8 protein-coding genes are annotated in these 18,665 nt (G+C 72.7%); all 8 read left to right on the top strand.

What is annotated here, in order from left to right:
- The 8 genes from ACFY5B_RS22330 (at window position 1) to tap (ending at window position 18,646) form a co-directional block, all read left to right on the top strand.
- On the top strand, window positions 1-6,333 hold the full coding sequence (locus ACFY5B_RS22330) for an amino acid adenylation domain-containing protein (RefSeq protein ID WP_389971796.1): 6,333 nt from the start codon (window positions 1-3) through the stop codon (window positions 6,331-6,333).
- A 161-nt stretch (window positions 6,334-6,494) separates the two neighbouring features.
- Entirely contained in the window at window positions 6,495-10,697 is a 4,203-nt protein-coding gene (locus ACFY5B_RS22325) for an amino acid adenylation domain-containing protein (RefSeq protein ID WP_389971794.1), read from the top strand.
- A 49-nt stretch (window positions 10,698-10,746) separates the two neighbouring features.
- Window positions 10,747-10,959 carry an MbtH family protein gene (locus tag ACFY5B_RS22320; protein WP_389971792.1) on the top strand — a complete coding sequence of 71 codons (213 nt, stop codon included), beginning with the start codon at window positions 10,747-10,749 and terminating at the stop codon, window positions 10,957-10,959.
- 46 nt (window positions 10,960-11,005) lie between these two features.
- On the top strand, window positions 11,006-11,734 hold the full coding sequence (locus tag ACFY5B_RS22315) for a thioesterase II family protein (RefSeq protein ID WP_389971790.1): 729 nt from the start codon (window positions 11,006-11,008) through the stop codon (window positions 11,732-11,734).
- Window positions 11,735-11,793: 59 nt separating this feature from the next.
- Window positions 11,794-12,618: an SDR family oxidoreductase gene (locus ACFY5B_RS22310; protein ID WP_389971788.1), complete on the top strand. Its 825-nt coding sequence runs from the start codon at window positions 11,794-11,796 to the stop codon at window positions 12,616-12,618.
- A gap of 57 nt (window positions 12,619-12,675) precedes the next feature.
- Window positions 12,676-15,384, top strand: coding sequence for an amino acid adenylation domain-containing protein (locus tag ACFY5B_RS22305; protein WP_389971786.1), 2,709 nt, complete (start codon window positions 12,676-12,678; stop codon window positions 15,382-15,384).
- 300 nt (window positions 15,385-15,684) lie between these two features.
- Window positions 15,685-16,293: a pyridoxamine 5'-phosphate oxidase family protein gene (locus ACFY5B_RS22300; RefSeq protein ID WP_389971784.1), complete on the top strand. Its 609-nt coding sequence runs from the start codon at window positions 15,685-15,687 to the stop codon at window positions 16,291-16,293.
- 109 nt (window positions 16,294-16,402) lie between these two features.
- Window positions 16,403-18,646 (top strand): telomere-associated protein Tap, encoded by a 2,244-nt coding sequence (gene tap, locus ACFY5B_RS22295; protein ID WP_389971782.1) that lies wholly within the window; start codon window positions 16,403-16,405, stop codon window positions 18,644-18,646.
- Window positions 18,647-18,665: the final 19 nt, after the last annotated feature.

Raw genomic sequence — 18,665 nt, 5'->3', positions numbered from 1 at the left:
GTGACTCGGTCCGGTTCCGCAATCGCCGACATCCTGCCCCTGTCGCCGCTGCAGGAAGGCCTGCTCTTCCACGCCCTGTACGACGACGAGCAGGCCCCCGATCTCTACGCGACCCAGCAGATCCTGGAGCTGACGGGCCCGGTCGACCCCGCCGCCGTGCGCGCCGCGGGGCAGGCCCTGCTCGACCGGCACCCCAACCTGCGCGCCTGTTTCCGTCGCCGGGACACCGGCCGGGCCCTGCAGATCGTGCCCACGGACGTCGAACTGCCCTGGGCCCAGGACGACCTGTCCGCCCTCGGGGAAGCCGAGCGAGACAAGGAGTGGGAGCGGCTGCTGGACGAGGAGCGTGCCCGCCGCTTCGATCTCGCCAAGCCGCCGCTCCTGCGCTACCTGCTGGTCAAGTGGTCCGCGGACAGCTACCGCCTGCTCCTCACCAACCACCACATCCTGCTGGACGGCTGGTCGAAGCAGCTGCTGGTACGCGAGTTCACGGCGCTGCACTCGGGTGAGCACCCGGCGGCTCTGCCGCCGGCGCCCGCCTACCGCGACTACCTCGCCTGGCTGGGGCGGCAGGACCGCACCGCCGCCGAGACCGCCTGGCGCCACGCCCTGGCGGATGCGGACGAGCCCACGCTGCTCTCGCCCGCGGCCACCGGCGCCACCGCCCTGCCCAGCGAACTGGTCGCCGAGCTTCCCGAGCGGCTGACCAGCGCCGGAGAAGCCACGGCCCGCTCCCTCGGCATCACCCTCAACACGCTCGTCCAGGGCGCTTGGGGCGTGCTACTGGGCCGCCTGACCGGCCGCACCGACATCACCTTCGGCCAGACGGTGACCGTCCGCCCACCGGAACTGCCGAACATCGCGTCCATGGTCGGCTTCTGCATCAACACCGTTCCCACCCGCGTCCATTGGGACGAGGACGGCACCGTCGCCGATCTGCTCACCGCACTGCACCAGCGGCAGGCGGCCCTGCTGCCGCACCAGCACCTGGGCCTCGCCGACATCCGGCGCGCCGCGGGGAGCGGCGGTGAACTCTTCGACACCCTCCTCGCCTTCGAGAACCACCCGGCCGCGAACGGCCCCGGACCGTCCCGGGTCACCCAGCTCACCGGCCGCGACGCCACCCACTATCCCCTCACCCTCGCCGTCCTGCCCGGCCGCCGCCTCGCCCTGCGCCTGTCCTACCGGCCCGACCTGTACGACGAGACGGGCGCCCGGCACGTCCTGGACCGGTTCGCCGCCGTCCTGGAGGCCCTCGTGGCCGATCCCGCGCGCCGCGTACGCGAGGTGGAGATCCTGCTGCCGGGGGAGCGGCGACGGATGCCGGCGGCGCGGCAGGCCGTGACCCCGGCCGGCACGCCGGCGCAGACCCTGCCCGCGCTCTTCGCCCGCCAGGCCGGCCGCACTCCCGACGCCACCGCCGTAGTGCACGAGGACAGCCGGCTCACCTATGCGGAACTCGACGCCCGCGCCGGACGGCTGGCCCGGCTGCTCGCCGCCCGCGGGGCGGGTCCCGAGCGGCTGGTGGCGCTCGCGCTGCCCCGCTCGCCGGAGCTCGTGGTGGCGATCCTCGCGGTCCTCAAGACCGGCGCCGCATATGTGCCGCTCGACCCCGAGTACCCCTCGGAACGACTGGCCTTCACGCTGGCCGACTGCGCGCCCGTGCTGCTGGTGACCACCGGCGACGTCGCCCCCGGCCTCCCCGCCTCCCAGATCCCCGTCCTCCTGCTCGACGACCCGCAGCCCTCCGAGGAACACCCTTCTCCCACCTCCGACCCGGCGAGCGATCACATCGCCTACGTCATCTACACCTCGGGCTCCACGGGCCGCCCGAAGGGCGTGGCGGTCACGCACCGCAATGTCGTGCGGCTCTTCGACCACACCCGGCACTGGTTCGACTTCGGCCCGGGCGACGTGTGGACGCTGTTCCACTCCTACGCCTTCGACTTCTCGGTATGGGAGCTGTGGGGCGCTCTGCTGCACGGCGGCACGCTCGTGGTCGTCCCGTACGCCGTGAGCCGGGAACCGCAGGAATTCCTGCGGCTCCTGGCGCGTGAAGGCATCACAGTGCTGAACCAGACACCCTCCGCCTTCGGCGAACTGCTCCGCGCCGACGCCGCCCTGCCCGACGTCAGGAGCGAACTGGCCCTGCGGTACGTGGTCTTCGGCGGTGAGGCACTCGACTTCACGCGGGTCGCCGAGTGGTACACCCGGCACCCGCAGGACGCGCCGGTGCTGGTCAACATGTACGGCATCACCGAGACGACCGTGCATGTCACGGGACTGCCGCTGACCGAGGCCGCGGTGAACGACCGGTCAGGCGGCATCGGACAGGCCATTCCCGACCTGCGGGCCTACGTCCTGGACGCGGGTCTGCGGCTGGTGCCGCCCGGCGTCACCGGCGAGTTGTACGTGGCGGGAGCGGGCCTGGCGCGCGGGTACCTGGGGCGGCCGGGGCTGACGGCAGGGCGCTTCGTCGCCGACCCGTTCGCCGCCGTCGCGGGTGAACGAATGTACCGAACGGGCGACTTGGTGCGGCATTCGGCCGAAGGGGAGCTGGAGTACCTGGGCCGGTCGGACCACCAGGTCAAGATCCGGGGCTTTCGCATCGAACTCGGCGAGGTGGAGGCGGCGCTCGCGAGCCACCCCGACGTGGCACAGGCCGTCGTCCTCGAACGGGACGGGCGGCTGGTCGGCTACATCGCCGGACGAGACCTCGACGCCGACGCCCTGCGCCGACACGCGGGGCGGACACTGCCGGACCACATGATCCCCTCCGCGGTGGTCGTCCTCGACCGGTTCCCCCTGACCTCCAACGGCAAGCTGGACCGCGCCGCCCTGCCCTCGCCCTCCGCGGAGAGCCGGGGCCGCGCCCCGCGCACCCCGCAGGAAGAGATCCTGTGCGGTCTCTTCGCCGACGTCCTCGGCCTGGAGCCGCACCGGATCGGCGCGGACGACAACTTCTTCGGCCTCGGCGGCGACTCCCTGCTCGCCATGCGCCTCAGCGACCGCATCAGGAGCGCGCTGGGCATCGCACTGCCCGTACGGGCAGTGTTCGAGGCGGCGACCCCCGCCGGACTGGCCGTCCGGCTCAGCGAAGGCGAGGGCGGCACCCGCCGCCCCGAGCTCACGGCACGGGTACGCCCGGACACTCCGATTCCGCTGTCGTACGCCCAGCAGCGGCTGTGGTTCATGAGCCGCCTCGACGGCAGCAACCCCTACACCGTGCCCTGGGCCCTGCGCCTCACCGGCCCCCTCGACCGTCCGGCGCTCGAATCCGCGCTCGCCGACGTCGTGACCCGCCACGAACCGCTGCGCACCCTCCACCCCGACTTCCAGGGCGCCCCGTACCAGCGCATCCTGGACCCCGAGGCGGGGCGCCCGCACCTTGCCGTCCTGGAGGCCACCGAGACGGAACTTCCCGCGCTGCTCACCGCCGCCGCAGGACACCGCTTCGACCTGTCCGCCGAAACGCCGCTGCGCGCCACCCTGTTCGAGCTCGACGACGACACGCATGTCCTTCTGCTGCTCGCGCACCACATCGCCGTCGACGGCTGGTCCATGGCACCGCTGATGCGCGACCTCAAGACGGCGTACGCGGCCCGGATCGCCGGATGCGCCCCGCCATGGCGGCCTCTTCCCGTCCGGTACGCCGACTTCGCGCACTGGCAGCGCGAACTGCTCGGCACGGCAACGGGCGAGGCGGTGAGCACGCTGGAACGGCAGACGGCCTTCTGGCGGGAGGCGCTGGCCGGCGCCCCGGAAGAGCTGCCGCTCCCCACCGACCGCCCCCGGCCCGCCGAACCCAGCGGACGCGGCGACCGGGCCGGCCTCACCATCGACGCGGAGCTGCACACCGCACTCACCGACCTGGCCTCAACCTCCCGCGTCACCCTGTTCATGGTGCTCCAGGCCGCGCTCGCGGCGACACTGACCAGGCTCGGCTCCGGCACCGACATCACCATGGGCACACCGGTCGCAGGACGCCCCGACGACAGGCTCGACGACCTGGTGGGCTTCTTCGTCAACAGCCTCACACTGCGCACCGACACCTCCGGCAACCCCACATTCCGCGAACTGCTGAGCAGGGTCCGCGACTTCGACCTCGCGGCCTACGCCCACCAGGACGTCCCGTTCGACCTCCTCGTGGACGCCCTCAGCCCGCAGCGCACCCTCGCCCGCCATCCGCTGTTCCAGGTGATGCTGGCCTTCACCGCTCACGCCTCGGACGTCGACCTGTCCCTGCCGGGCCTGGGCGCGGCGCGCGAGCCCGTCGCGACCGGCGCGGCCCGCTTCGACCTCTGCCTCTACCTGAACGAGCGGCGCCACGGCGATGGCACACCGGCGGGCATCGACGGCATCGCCGAGTACAGCACCGACCTGTTCGACCCGGCCACCGCCCAGCTGCTCACGCGGCTGCTCCTCCGGTTCCTGACCGCCGTCTCCGCCGAGCCCGACCTGCGCGTCGAGGACGTGGACCTTTTGGGGGAGGACAAGGTGAAACTCGACGTGCCGGCCCTGAAGCCCGACGGTGAGCCGGTCCGCGCCGCGCTGCCCACGCCCTCTCCGGTACCTGGGACCGACGGGGCACAGGAACCGTCGACCCCGGTCGAGCGCATCCTCGCCGGGCTCTTCCGCGAGCTGCTGGGGCTGCCCGAAGTCCCACTCGACGAGGATTTCTTCGCCCTCGGCGGCGACAGCATCACCTCGATCCGGCTCGTGAGCCGGGCAGCCGAGGCCGGGGTCGTCATCAGCGCCCGGGACGTCTTCAAGCACCAGACGGTGAAGGAGCTGGCGGCGGTGGCTCGTGGCCCGGTCGGCGACCGCGCCGAGGGCGTCCACGCGACCGACGGCGTGGGCCGGGTCCCGCTCACTCCCATCATGCGGTGGCTGCTCGAACGCGGCGGCCCCATCGACCGGTTCAGCCAGTCCGTGCTGCTGACGGTCCCGGCCGGTGCCGGTCTGCCGCGGCTGACAGGCGCGCTGCAGGCGGTGCTCGACCACCACGACATGCTGCGCTCCCGGCTCACCACGACTGCGGAACCCGACACCGGTGTTGTCGAGCCCGACATCAGTACCGTCGAACTCGACGTCAGCCCGGTCGGCCACGTTCGCGCCGCCGATCTGCTCGACCGCCGGGACGTCTCCGGCACGACCGGTACCGACGACCTCCACGCGGCCGTCGCCGAGGAGTTCGACCGAGCGGTGGGGTTGCTCGACCCGTCGGCCGGGGCCATGGTCCGGGCCGTCTGGCTCGACGCGGGACCCCACCGGACCGGACGGCTGCTGCTGGTCGTCCACCACCTGGCGGTGGACGGCGTGTCCTGGCGCATCCTCGTCCCCGATCTGAAAGCCGCCTGGGAGGCCGTGACCACCGGACGGAGCCCCGAACTGCCACCCGTCGGCATGTCGTTCCGCCGCTGGTCGGTGGAACTGGGCCGCCAGGCGCGTACACCGGCGAGGGTCGCCGAGGCCGAGCTGTGGCGCCGCATCGCCGACGCCCCGCGCGCCCCGCTGGGCAGGCGTCCGCTCGACCCCGGCCGGGACACCGCCGCCGGCACGCGCTCGCTGCGGCTCACCCTGCCTCCCGGGACGACGGGACCGCTGCTCACCGACGTCCCGGCCACCTTCCACCTCGGTGTCCAGGACGCCCTGCTCACCGGCCTCGCGCTGGCCGTCGCCGACCGGCAGGGCTCCCCGCACCTCGTGCTCGACATCGAGGGACACGGCCGCGAGGAACACCTGCTGGGCCTCCAACCGTCGGGCACGGTCGGCTGGTTCACCTCGCTCTACCCGGTCCACCTGGACCTGGAGGGCGTGGACGTGGCCGACGCGCTGGCTGCCGGACCCGCCGCCGACCTCGCCGCCGCCCTGGTCGCGGGGCGTATGCGGGAACTGCCCGACCACGGAGCCGGACACGGCCTCCTGCGCCATCTCAACCCGGACACGGCGGCCGAGCTGGCCAAAGCGCCCCCACCGGCGATCGGCTTCAACTACCTCGGCCGGTTCAGCACTCCCGGCACCGCCGGCAGCGAGCCGTGGGCCTTCGCCCCCGAGTCGTCGGCACTCGGCGCCGGCCGCGACCCCGGCCTGGCCGCCGCCCACGCCCTCGACATCAACGCGGTCGTCCACGACACGCCGGCCGGACCGCGGCTGGTGGCCGACTGGGCCTGGCCCGAGGGCGTGCTGACCGAGCCGGAGGTGCGGGAGCTGGCCGAGACCTGGGTCACGGCACTCACCGCACTCGTGTCCCGCGCCGCTGAGGCCGCCGGTCCGTCGGTCCCGGGCCTGTCCGGGGACGAGCTCGACGAGCTGACCGCCGGGCTCGACTAGCCGACCCCACACGGAGACGCAGCAGGGCCTCGAACAGCCGACCCCACGCGAAGACGCAGCAGGGCCCCGAAGCCGACCCCACGCGAACACACAGCAGGGCCTCGACCGGCCCACCTCACGTGAAGACGCAGCAGAGCCGGAACACAGCGAGACGAGACGACATGACGCAGCCCGGGCCGCCCGACGTGCTCCCCGTGACCCCGCTCCAGGAGGGCCTGCTCTACCACGCCCTGTACGCGCACGAACGGGACGCCTCCGACGTGTACGTCGTGCAGTTGGTCTTCGCACTCGAAGGCCCGGTGAACGCCGACCGGCTCCGTTCCGCCGCACAGGCACTGCTGGACCGCCACCCGAACCTGCGCGCGGCCTTCCGGCGGCGTCGCGGCGGCCAGCCGGTGCAGGTCGTCCCGCGCGGGGCGACGCTGCCGTGGGCGGAAGCCGACCTCACCGAGCAAGCCCTCGCCACCGACCCCGAGAAGGCGTGGACCGCGCTGCTCGACGAGGATCGGGCCCTGGGCTTCGACCCCGCCACCCCGCCACTCCTGCGCTGCACCCTGGTCCGCACCGGCGAGCACCGCCACCGGCTGCTCGTCACCCACCACCACCTCCTGCTCGACGGCTGGTCGGTCTCCGTGCTCCTACGGGAACTGCTCGCCCTCTACACCGCCGACGGCGACCCGGCCGTACTGGCGCCCGTCCCGCCGTACCGCTCCTTCCTCGAGTGGCTGGGCCGCAGGGACCGTACGGTTGCCGAGGGGGCCTGGCGGGAGGCGCTGGCCGGCGTGACCGAACCGACCCGGCTGGCCCCGGCCGCCACGCCGGGCTCCACGAACCCGGAACAGGCCCGGACAGAGCTGTCGGCGGGGACCGGAGCCGCCCTCACGGCACGCGCCCGGAGCCTCGGCGTGACCGCGAACACCCTCGTCCAGAGCGCCTGGGCGATTCTGCTCGGCCGCCTGACCGGCCGTGACGACGTCGTCTTCGGAGCCACCGTCTCCGGCCGCCCACCCGAACTCCCCGGCGTCGAGTCGATGGTCGGCCTGTTCCTCAACACCATCCCCACGCGGGTGCGGCTCAGGCCCGAGGAGAGCTTCAGTGCCTTGCTCCGCGAGGTCCAGGACGGCTACGTCCGCCTCCTCGACCACCACCATCTCGGCCTGGCGGACATCCAGCGGGCCGTGGGCGTGCCGGAGCTCTTCGACACCCTCGTCGTCTTCGAGAACTATCCGGTTGATCCAGGCGCGATGGGCCAAGGGCCTGCCGGTGACGGTCGTGGCGGTGCCGACGGCGGTGGGTGTGGTGACGGGCGGGGCGGAGACGGAGGTCGGCTTCGCGTCGTCGGTTCGAGCGGCCGTGACGCCACCCACTACCCGGTGACCCTCGTGGCGTTCCCCGGCCCCCGGCCCCGTTTCCGGCTGGCCTACCACCCGGGACTGTTCGACGCCGGCTGGGCCGACGCCACTCTCGCCCGCCTGGTGCGGATCCTCGAGGCCATCGCGGCGGACCCGGAAACCCCGCAGGGCCGCGTGGGGGTCCTGGCACCCGACGAACTCCCGCACAACCCCCTGCCCACGCCACCTGCGACCCGTACCCTCACCGACCTCTGGTCGGCCCAGGTCTCGGCCACCCCGGACGCCGACGCCGTACTGGACCGCGGCACATCACTCACCTACCGCGAACTGGAAGCACGCGCCGAGCAGTTGGCCGGTCGTCTCACCGCCCTCGGAGCGGGCCCGGAGCACGTCGTGGGCATCGCTCTGCCGCGTACGGCGGAGCTGGTCGTCGCCGTGCTCGCCGTACTGAAGTCCGGTGCCGCGTATCTGCCGCTCGACCCCGCCTACCCGGCCGACCGTCTGGCGTACATCGTCGACGACGCCGGCCCCGTCGTGGTCCTCGCCACCAGGGAGACGGCGGGAGCGCTGCCGAAGGGCACGCCGCTCCTCGACCCCCAGGACACTGGGCCGAGCCGTCGGACCGATCCCTCAGCAACCGCGTCGACCGCGGACAACCTCGCCTACATCACCTACACCTCCGGCTCCACCGGCCGCCCCAAGGGTGTCCTGGCCACGCATCGCAACGCGGTCGAGTTCGTCGAGTGGACGCACGCCGCGTTCGGTCCCCAGCGATTGGCCCGCGTACTGTTCTCGACCTCGCTCAACTTCGACGTATCGGTGTTCGAGATCTTCTCCCCGCTGCTGTGCGGCGGCCGTATCGAGATCGTCGAGAACCTGCTCGCCCTCACCGAGGGCACGTCCCGGGACGCCGGCCTGATCAGCGGTGTGCCGACGGTCATGGCCTCCGTGCTCGCCGATCGGCCGGCCGTCTCACCGCACACGGTCGCCCTCGGCGGCGAACCCGTCCCCGCACAACTCCGCGCCGGAATCGAGGCCGCCTTCCCCGGAGCGCGGCTCGTCAACTTCTACGGGCCCACCGAGGCGACCGTCTACGCCACCGCCTGGCAGTCCGGTACCGACCCGGACGACAAGACCGGGCCTCCCATCGGCCGCCCCCTGGCCCGCAACCTCGTCCACCTCCTCGACCATGCGCTGCACCCCGTGCCCGACGGGGCCGTCGGCGAGGTGTACGTGGCGGGCGGCGGCCCCGCCCGCGGCTACCTCGGCAAGCCGGGCATGACGGCCGAGCGGTTCGTCGCCGACCCGTTCGGCGGCCCGGGGGAGCGGATGTACCGCACGGGCGATCTGGCGGTGCGCGGCTCCGACGGACAGCTGCGCTTCCTTGGCCGGGCCGACCAGCAGGTGAAACTCCGCGGCTTCCGGATCGAACTGGGCGAGATCGAAGCCGTCCTCGCCACGCATCCGGCTGTCGACAAGGCGGCGGCCACGGTGGGGGAGGACCAGCGCGGAGAGAAGCAACTGACCGCCTATGTCGTACCCGCGGAGGCGGCGGCCGTGACCGCTGACGACCTCCGCGACCACCTCACCCACGCCCTCCCCACCCACATGATCCCCTCGGCGTTCGTCACGCTCCCGGCACTCCCGTACACCGCCAGCGGCAAGCTGGACCGCACGGCGCTGCCCGCCCCCGACGCGCCGCTCGCCGCGGAGACTGCTCCGCGCAACGAGCGGGAGGAGACCCTGCGCGGCCTCTTCGCCGAGGTCCTCGGTCTCGCCCCCGCCCAGATCGGCGTCCATGACGGTTTCCTCGATCTCGGCGGGCACTCCCTGCTGGCCCCCCGACTGACCGCACGCATCCGCGCCGAACTCGGCGTCGAGCTGCCCCTGCGGGCCCTCTTCGACGCACCGACCGTGTCGGCACTGGCCCGGCGTCTGGCCGAAGGCGACCACGCCGGCGAAATGGACCGCCCCGCGGGGCCCGGCCGCCCCGAGGAACCCGGCCGCCCCGGACGATCCGACCGCTCTGAAGGACCTGACCGCCCCGGACGGCCCGACGGCCCTGCAGGATCCGACCGCCCTGAAGGATCCGACCGCTCTGAAGGACCTGACCGCCCCGGGCGGCCCGACCGCCCTGAAGGATCCGACCGCCATGAAGGACCTGACCGCACTGGACAGCTCGCCCGTCCCGAAGGTGCGGGCCGCTCCAGCAGTTCGAGCGCGGCCCCCGTCGGGCCTCTGCTCCCGCTGCGTACCCGAGGCGACCGCGAACCCCTCTTCTGCCTTCCCCCGGCTTCCGGCCTGTCCTGGGGCTTCGCCGGCCTGGCCCGCCACATCGACACCGGCCGCCCCCTCTACGGCCTGCAGTCCCGCGGCCTGATCCCGGGACAGGACCCGGTCGGCAGCCTGGCCGAGGTGGTCGCCGAGCACACCGCCCTCATACGTGAGACCCAGCCGCACGGCCCCTATCACCTGCTCGGCTACTCCATGGGAGGCCTCGTGGCCTACGACGTCGCCGTCGGCCTCCAGGCGGCGGGAGAGCAGGTCGCGCTCCTCGCGCTCCTCGACTCCTTCCCCGGAGCCTGGATCCGACAGGCCCCTGCCCTGACCGACCGCCCGACGCTGCTGCGCAGTCTCCTCTCCATCCTCGGCCGGCACGTGCCCGGTGACGGGACGGAACCGCTGACCGAGAGCCGGTTCGCCGAGCTGGTGCGCCGCGTACCCGACATGCCCGGCAGCCTCGACGACGCCGAACTGGCGGCCCTGGTCGAGGTGACGGCGAACAACCGCCGCCTGCTGGGCCAGTTCGCCCCCACGCCGTACCGAGGGGATCTGCTGTTCTTCACCGCCGCACAGGATCCGGACGCGGTCCCCGACCGGTACCGCTCCTGGCAGCCGTACGTCGAAGGCCACGTCGACAACCACGACATCCCCTGCACACACGGGGAGATGACCCGGCCCAAGTCCCTGGATCTCATCGGCCCGGTGCTGGACAGCCGGCTCCGCACGTGACCCGACAGCACCGGTCGCAGCCAACCACCCACCGCAGGAGGAACCACCCATGACCACGAACCCCTTCGACGACGACAGCATCGAGCACCTGGTCCTGGTGAACGACGAGGGCCAGCACTCCCTGTGGCCCGCCTTCGCCGAGGTGCCGGCCGGCTGGACTGTCGTCCACGGACGTGCGAGCCGGCAGTCCTGCCTCGACTACGTCGGCGAGCACTGGACCGACATGCGCCCCAAGAGCCTGATCGCCGCGATGGGTGAGTAGACAGCGACCCCGTAGGCCCCGGCCCCCGAAGAGAGACCGAACAGCCATGCCCCTGGATGACCCGACCGTCACGACCGACCCGACCAAGCTGGTGTGCCTTCCGTACGCCGGAGCCGGCGCCTCGTTCTACCGCCCCTGGGCTGCCCTTGCCGGGGGAGCGCTGCAGATCGTGCCGCTTCAACTGCCCGGCCGTGAAAGGCTGATCGACGAGGAGCCCTACCGGGACGTGCACCGGGCCGTCGACGGACTCCTGCCCCAGCTGCGGGAACGGCTCGGCCCCGGGCAGCACAGGGTGGTCCTCTTCGGGCACAGCCTCGGTGCCGTGCTCGCCTACGAACTGGCACACCGGCTCGTGGCCGAACCCGGCGTCGAGCTCGCCCATCTGTTCGTCAGCGGGTCGCCGCACCCCGGCCAGGGCCGTGAACAGCGGGCCACCGGCCTCTCCGACGACGACTTCCTCGCCCGTGTCGGAGAGTTCGCGGGCTACAGCCACCCCGCGCTGGACGACCCGGAGATGCGCGAGATGCTCCTGCCCACCCTGCGCGCGGACGTCGAGATGCACGAGGCCTACGTACCCAGCACCTCCCTGCCGCTGGATGTGCCCCTGACGGTCATCCGGGGCGAGGACGACACCCTGGTCGGCCATGACGACGCAGCGTCCTGGAACAAGGCGACCGGCCGCGACTTCGAGCACATCGAGATCCCCGGCGGCCACATGTATCTGACCGAGTCGGCGCCCGCCCTGCTGCGTGCGATCGCCGCGAAGGCGCGCTAGCCGTCGCTCCTGAGCCCCTCGCCCTCTGCCCCTTCAGAACTCCCAGGAAGGAGAACCCGATGCGTCTGCACGGCAAGTCGGTCCTCATCACCGGCGCCGCCCGCGGACTCGGCAGGGCGACCGCGGTCGCCTGTGCGGCCGAGGGCGCGGACCTCACCCTGCTGGACATCTGTGCCGACCTGCCGGGAGTGCCCTACCCGCTGGGCACCGTGGGGCAGTTGGAACACACCGCCGCGCTGTGCCGGGACGCCGGTGCGTCCGTGCTCACCGCGGAGGCCGACATCCGCGACACCCTCGGCATCCGGCAGGCGGTGGCCCGCGCCGAGGACCGGTTCGGCCGGATCGACATCGCCGTCAACAACGCGGGTATCGCCGCGCCCTCGGGCAGACCGGTGCACGAGATCGAAGAGGACGAGTGGTCCCTGATGATCGACGTGGACCTCTCCGGGGCGTGGCGGGTGATCCGCGAGGTGGGGGGAGCGATGAGCTCCCGCCGCGCGGGCAGCATCGTCAACATCGCCTCCACCGCCGGGCTCGTCGGCTACCGGCACTTCGCCGGTTACGTCGCCGCCAAGCACGCCGTCGTCGGTCTCACCAAGGCGGCCGCGCTCGACCTCGCGCCGATGAAGGTGCGGGTGAACGCCGTCTGCCCGGGCTCCGTGCGCGACGACGCGCGGGCCGAGGGCAGGATGCTCGCCGAGATCGCCAGGGCCCTGGACGTGCCCGTCCACGAGCACGAGAAGACCTTCGTCGAGGCGCAGCCCATGAACGCGCTGATCGAACCCGAGGACGTCGCCGCCGCGGTCGTCTTCCTGGCCTCGGACGAGTCGCGGCACGTCACCGGATCGGTCCTGACCGTGGACGGCGGGTTCAGCGCCCGCTGAGACCACATCGGCAAGCCGAGCAAGCAAGAACGACAGAAGTCACAAGGAGTACGGCCCGTGTCCGCGTCGCTGCCCGAACCCCTCCTCCACGCGACCCACTGCCACGCGCTGCGCGTCAGGTCGTGCCCCTCTCGGGAACCCGCCCCCCGGCCGGGGCTGTGGATCGAAGACATCGCCGTGCCGGCGACGGACCCGCTCGCCGAGCGCCGACGCGCCACCGAGCTCGCCCGCCCGAGCCGCGATCCGCGCAGCGTCCTCCTGCGCTACGCCGACGGCTTTTCCGACCTGATCGTCGTCGCCCCGCGCGGGCGCTGGGACCGTACGGCCCTCGCCCGGCTGGCCGCCGGGCGGCCCGTGGCACCTAGCGACGCCCCTCGCGCCCCCGCTGCGGCACCCGCCGCAGCCGCGCCCGCCTGGGGACTGGGCGGCGGCGGCACCGGCGCTTCCCATGTCGTCGCCCTGGACGACGCAGGTGACGAGGCGAGCTGGCTCACGGCACTCGCCGTCACCCTGCGCCGCTATGACCCCGACACCCCACCGGTCATCGGCACCGGCCACGGCACCTTCACCGTCGAACCGGCGGCCACCCTGGGCGATTCGACGCCCACCCCCGCGACGGGCCCCGCCCTCACGGGTCTGCTCTTGTGCGACGACGCCGACCACGCCTCCGACCACTCGGACGGCACCGCCCTGTCCGGCGAGGGCGAGACCGAGTATGTGCCCTGTCTGGCGCCCCCGTTCCCGCTCACCGTCTCCGTCCTGCGGGACTCGGGCGGGCTTCGGCTGCGCTGCGACCACCTGAGCAGCCACTTCTCCGCGGAGATCGCGGCCCAGTTCGTACGGCACCTGGTGCACGTGCACCAGCAGATCCGGCATCGCCCGCGGACTCCGCCGGACGACGTTCAACTCCTCGACGAGGCGGAGCGCGCCCGCACGGCGGCGCTCGGCCGACCGACCCGTGCCCTGACGACCAGGCCGGAGAGCGTGCCCGGGGCGTTCGCCCGGATCGTGGCGGCGACGCCGGACCGGATCGCCGTCACCGACGGCGCTACGGGCCTGACCTATCGCGAACTCGACGAGCGGGCCGCCCGGTCGGCTCACGGCCTGCGCGCACGTGGGGTCGGCGCCGGCGATCGGGTGGGTGTGTGTCTGGAGCGCTCCGCCGAGCTCGTGGTGACCCTGCTCGCCGTGCTGAGGGCCGGCGCGACCTACGTCCCCCTCGACCCGGCCTACCCGGCGGACCGGCTCGCCCACACGGCGCGGGACGCGGGGCTGGGCGTTGTGGTCACCCGGCTCCCGGAGTTCCCGGCCGTGGCGGGCTGCACACGGGCGACGCCGGACGAACTGGTGGCCGAGCCGCGAGGCGGGTGGCAGCCGCAGGAGGGGAACACGAGCCCGCCGCCCCCCTCACCCGACGACCCCGCCTACGTCATCTACACCTCCGGCTCCACCGGCCGGCCCAAGGGCGTCGTCGTGCCCCACCGCAATGTGATCGCCCTGATCGACGCGACCCGCGACGAGTACGGGCTCGGAGCAGCGGACGTGTGGACATGGTTCCACTCCAGTGCCTTCGACTTCTCGGTGTGGGAGATCTGGGGCTGTCTGCTGACCGGCGGCCGGTTGGTCGTGGTGCCGTACTTCGTCTCCCGGGAACCGGACCACTTCCGCGATCTGCTCGTGGCCGAGAAGGTCACCGTGCTCAGCCAGACCCCCTCGGCCTTCGCCCAGCTGCTGGACGTCGAACACGCCGAGGTGTCCGTCCGTCTCGTCGTCTTCGGAGGTGAGCCACTGGACGCACGGATGCTGCTGCCCTGGTTCGACCGGCACCCCGAGCGGTCCTGCCGGGTGGTGAACATGTTCGGCATCACGGAGACCACCGTCCATGTCACCGAGCAGACGCTCACCCGGGAGCTGGCGCTCGCCGGCACCCGCTCCGTCGGGCGGGCCCTGCCCGGCTGGCACCTGTACGTGGTGGACCCCGCCGGACGGCTGCTGCCGCCCGGAGCGGCGGGCGAGATATGCGTCGGCGGCGCCGGCGTGGCGCTCGGCTACCTGGGCCGGGAAGAGCTGACCGGCCACCGGTTCGTGCCGGACCCGTTCTCCGACGGCCCGATGTACCGCAGCGGCGACCTCGGGCGCCTGCGCCCCGACGGGCGGCTCGAACACCTCGGGCGGATCGACAGCCAGGTGAAGATCTGCGGCTTCCGGATCGAGCTCGACGAGATCCGCTCCGTCCTGCTGGAGGACCCTGCCGTGCGCTCCGCGGCCGTCCTGGTGCGCCGCGACGACCCGGCGGGCCCCGCCACGGCCAGGATCGACGCCTATGTGACCCTCTCGTCCGGGGGCGGCGACCCCGCCGGGGTGCGTGAGCGGGCTGCCGGCATCCTGCCCGACTACATGCTCCCCGCCACCGTCACCGCCCTGGACGCGCTCCCGCTGACGGCCAACGGCAAACTCGACGCGGCGAGGCTCCCCGCACCGGCCGCCCCGCGCCCCTCGAGGCGAGACGGGGCCTCCCGCGCCGACACCGCCGACGACCTCACCGCAAGCCTGACGGAGATCTGGAGCGACGTGCTGGGCGTGCCCGTCGACCCGGACGACGACTTCTTCGAGCTCGGCGGCAATTCCCTGTCCGCCGTGCGTATCGGTGCCGCCCTGCGCGCCCGCGGTCTGCCGTCCCTGCGGCTGCGGGAGCTGTACCGGCATCCGACCGTCCGGGGGACGGTGGCGAGTATCGGCGGCACGGAGGAGCACCTCCGCAAGTGAGGTGACCGGCGAAGGCGGCCCGGACCCGGTGAAACGGGGGGTGGGCCGTGGAACGCCGGCCGCTTGAGCGCGCGGACGCCGGGTGCGCGCAGGACGGTGCAGGGGCCTGCTCTACCCTCATGTGCGTGGCCGGTGAGCGCTCTTCGGCCTCCGAGGGGATCGGCAGAGTCACCTGCGCCGAGGGACCACCGGTGCAGGGCTCGGACACAGGCGTTGGTTCGCCTGGCAGGAGGACCGTTGCACCAGGATCCGCGGGCGGACCGGCCCGGAAGCCACGGAGAGCACCAGATTCAGGACGAGTTGGGTACCACCAGCCGCGCTGACCGCTTCTACGACGAACAGGTACTGGACCGGCTCAACTCCAGGATGAGGGAGTTCGTCGCCCGCCAGGAGATGTTCTTTCTCGCCACTTCGGACAGCCAGGGCGAGTGCGACAGCACGTTCCGCGCCGGGCCGCCCGGCTTCCTCCACGTTCTCGACGACGCGACCCTCGCCTACCCGGAGTACCGGGGGAACGGCGTCATGGCCTCGCTCGGCAACATCCGGGAGAACCCGCACGTCGGCCTCCTGATGATCGACTTCTCCGAGGACCGCATCGGCTTGCACGTCAACGGCCGCGCCCGCCTGGTCCCCGATGAGGCGATGCGCCGCAGCCATCCCGGCCTGCCCGTCGACCCGCTGCCCGGCCGCCGCCCGCGGATGTGGGTCGAGGTCGAGGTCGAAGAGGCCTACATCCACTGCTCGAAGCACATACCCAGACTGGTCAGAGCACCGCTGCGGCCGCATGCCGCGCAGGACGGCAGCACCGCCGCCGGCGGGGAACAGGCCTGGGGCACGGACGACGTGAAGCGCAAAGGCGGCGACTACTTCAAGGCGGCGGAGGCTCGCCGCAATCAGGCCGTGCGGTGATCCACGCACCGGCCGGACACCGACACGCGCACCGTCCGGCAGGGATAAAGGAACGGGATAAATTTTAGGCTAAGGTCCGCAGGGAAGGGGAGCGCGAGAGGAGATCGGCATGGCCTCCGAAGAAGAGCTGTTCGCGTCCGTCGACGCGCTGCTGGAGGAGGAACCGCAGCTTCCCCCTCCGGCGGAGCGGGCCAGGCTACGGGAGGCCGCCGGCATCACCCAAGCGCGCCTCGCGCTCGCACTGAAGACCTCCACACAGACGGTGAAGAATTACGAGAACGGCAGGTCAGAGCCGAAGTCGCCGCGTCTGGAGGCGTACCAGCGGCTGCTGAAGGGCTGGGCGGCGAGGTATCCCACCCACGGCGCCCCCGCCCGCGGCGGCGCCCCCGCCCACGGCGGCGCCCCCGCCCACGGCGGCGCCCCCGCCCACGGCGGCGCCCCCGCCCACGGCGCCCCCGTCCCGGCTCCCGCATCAGCTCCTCGGGCTCCCGCACCAACTCCGACGGCCCACGCCGACGCGCCCCGTCCGGAGCTCCGTTCGCAGACGCACGATCCTTTCGCCGAGCCCTCAACGCCCCGAACGGCACCCGCGCCGGCACGGACGCCGACCGCATCCGAACGCCCTGACCCTCACCCGGCTGCGTCCTCGCGGCGACCTGCTCCGAAGAAGGTCGCGACCCCCGCAGCCGACCCCCGGTACCCGCACGGGCCGCTGGTCGTGCTCGACGGCGACGGCGCGGCGTACGGCGTCGACGGCATCGTCCTCGACTGCCCCGCCACCTCCGTGCCGCAGCTGGTGGAATGGACACTGCGCGAGTCCGGCCTCGGCGCGCCGCGCCTGCACCGCAACGGCAAGGATTCCGACCCGTTGGTGGTGCTCACCCCGGCGGCGGCTGTGAGGCTCGGACTGCCTGAGCGCCTGGAGGGTCACGAACAGCGCCGTTCTCTGCGTCTGCCCCATGACCATCCGGTCGTTGTGCAGGTGACGAAGGCGGGGTGGCAGCTGACGCAGCGTGGGTTCGGCCCATGGGCCCGGATCTACCGCAAGGCCCAGGAAGGCCGGCGGCAGTGCGTGCAGTTGGCGGTTCTGTCGTGGGACGCCCTGGACGAGCGGTCCTGGCCAGGGGTGACGGCGATGGAACCTGCCGGCATCGCCCGGGTACTCGGCGTCTACGCGCGGCGCGTCCTCACCCCACGCGGCAGTACCGCCGTCGTCGGCCTGGAGTTGATGACGGCGCTGCGGCCGCCCACCCGCGCGGTCCGCGACGAGGCCACGGGCAACTGGGTACCCGGCCACAACCCCGGTTCGCTCGGGACGCAACCGGTGGACCCGGCGCCGCCCGAGGCCACCCCGGAGCATCCCGTGGTCGTCGACTCCGGCTGGAGCGGAGGGTTCCTCGACGAGGAGGCCTACCAGTGGGTGCGCGAGGTGGACCTGCTGAGCGACGAGGAGTGCCATCTGCCCTACGCCGTCGGTCTGGACCTCAACACCGCGTTCCTCGCCGCCGCCGCCCGGCTCACGGTCGGACTGTCGGGACCGGAGCACTTCGTCGGCCCGCAGTTCAATCCGAAGATCCCCGGCTCCTGGCTGGTCGACCTCAGCCATGTGGAGCTGGACCCACGCCTGCCCAGCCCTTTCACGCCGAGCGGTGAACGGCCGTCCGGCCCCGCCTGGTACCAGACCCACACGGTCGCCTACGCCCAGGAGCTGGGCTACAACGTGCGGCCGCTGGAGGCCTACCTGCGCCGCGCGACGGGTGCCTACCTGGACCCGTGGCACGACCGGCTCAAGAGCGCCTATGTCGACACCCTGGCCGACCTCGGCGTCACCCGCGACCTGGACGACCGGCAGTTCCTCGCGGCGATGGAGCGGCACAAGGACAACGACCCTGCCCTGGCCGCCGTCCTCGCCGCGATCAAGGCCACCGTCAAGGGCGGCATCGGCAAGCTGCGTGAGCGCCCCCAGGGACGCCACTACAAGCAGGGGGAGCGGTGGCCGGCTCTGGAACGGCCCACCTGGCGACCCGACATCCGCGCCGCCGTCATCTCCAAAGCCCGGGTCAACATGCACCGCAAGCTGCTGAACATGGCCAAGCTGACGGGACGGTACCCGCTCGCGGTGCTATCGGACTGCGTCGTCTATCCCAGCCCCGGCCCCTCGCCGCTGGACTTCCTCCCCTACGCGGCCTCCGGCAAGTCCCAGCCCGGGGGCTTCCGCCTCGGTCCCACGCCGGGCCTGGCGAAGCCGGAGGGTGTGCAGGAGATGCTCTGGGCGGTCGACTTGATGGAGAAGGGCCTGAACCCCGCCCGCCACGTCAAGGGCGGCGACGCCGTCCTGGACGACGGCGAGTAGGGCCGACCTGCGAGAGGAA

The sequence above is a fragment of the Streptomyces sp. NPDC013187 genome (genome assembly GCF_042899705.1).
GTDB classification, from domain to species: Bacteria; Actinomycetota; Actinomycetes; order Streptomycetales; family Streptomycetaceae; genus Streptomyces; species Streptomyces hawaiiensis_A.
The sequence above is the reverse complement of the archived record's forward strand: the minus strand, read 5'-3'. Positions and strand labels throughout refer to the sequence as shown.

Excerpts from the sequence above, each read along its gene's own strand:
- tap (WP_389971782.1), top strand. The coding sequence starts at position 16,403 with ATGGCCTCCGAAGAAGAGCTGTTCGCGTCCGTCGACGCGCTGCTGGAG.
- ACFY5B_RS22310 (WP_389971788.1), top strand. The coding sequence starts at position 11,794 with ATGCGTCTGCACGGCAAGTCGGTCCTCATCACCGGCGCCGCCCGCGGA.
- ACFY5B_RS22325 (WP_389971794.1), top strand. The coding sequence starts at position 6,495 with ATGACGCAGCCCGGGCCGCCCGACGTGCTCCCCGTGACCCCGCTCCAG.
- ACFY5B_RS22320 (WP_389971792.1), top strand. The coding sequence starts at position 10,747 with ATGACCACGAACCCCTTCGACGACGACAGCATCGAGCACCTGGTCCTG.
- ACFY5B_RS22315 (WP_389971790.1), top strand. The coding sequence starts at position 11,006 with ATGCCCCTGGATGACCCGACCGTCACGACCGACCCGACCAAGCTGGTG.